This is a genomic window from Lyngbya sp. CCY1209 (assembly GCF_035615495.1).
GTDB lineage: Bacteria > Cyanobacteriota > Cyanobacteriia > Cyanobacteriales > Microcoleaceae > Limnospira.
Map to the genome: position 1 here is coordinate 1 of NZ_JAJENU010000316.1, position 386 is coordinate 386.

1 pseudogene is annotated in these 386 nt (G+C 55.2%); it reads right to left on the reverse strand.

The annotated features are described in order from the left end of the window. Positions 1 to 386: pseudogene (locus LKE08_RS09175) on the reverse strand (photosystem II q(b) protein); the annotation flags it as partial.

The following is a 386-nucleotide window of genomic DNA, read 5'->3' on the forward strand; positions in this document are numbered from 1 at the left end:
CGACCGCTGGAGTCGATGATGGACTGGTTGAAGTTGAACCCGTTCAGGTTGAAGGCCATCGTGGACACACCCAGAGCGGTGAACCAGATGCCGATCACCGGCCAGGCACCCAAGAAGAAGTGCAGGGCGCGGCTGTTGTTGAAGGACGCATATTGGAAGATCAGGCGACCGAAGTAGCCGTGAGCTGCCACAATGTTGTAGGTCTCTTCTTCTTGACCGAATTTGTAACCGTAGTTCTGGGACTCGATTTCGGTGGTTTCACGAACCAAGGAAGAAGTCACCAGAGAACCGTGCATCGCGGAGAACAGAGCACCGCCGAAGACACCGGCAACTCCCAGCATATGGAAGGGGTGCATCAGGATGTTGTGCTCGGCTTGGAACACCAA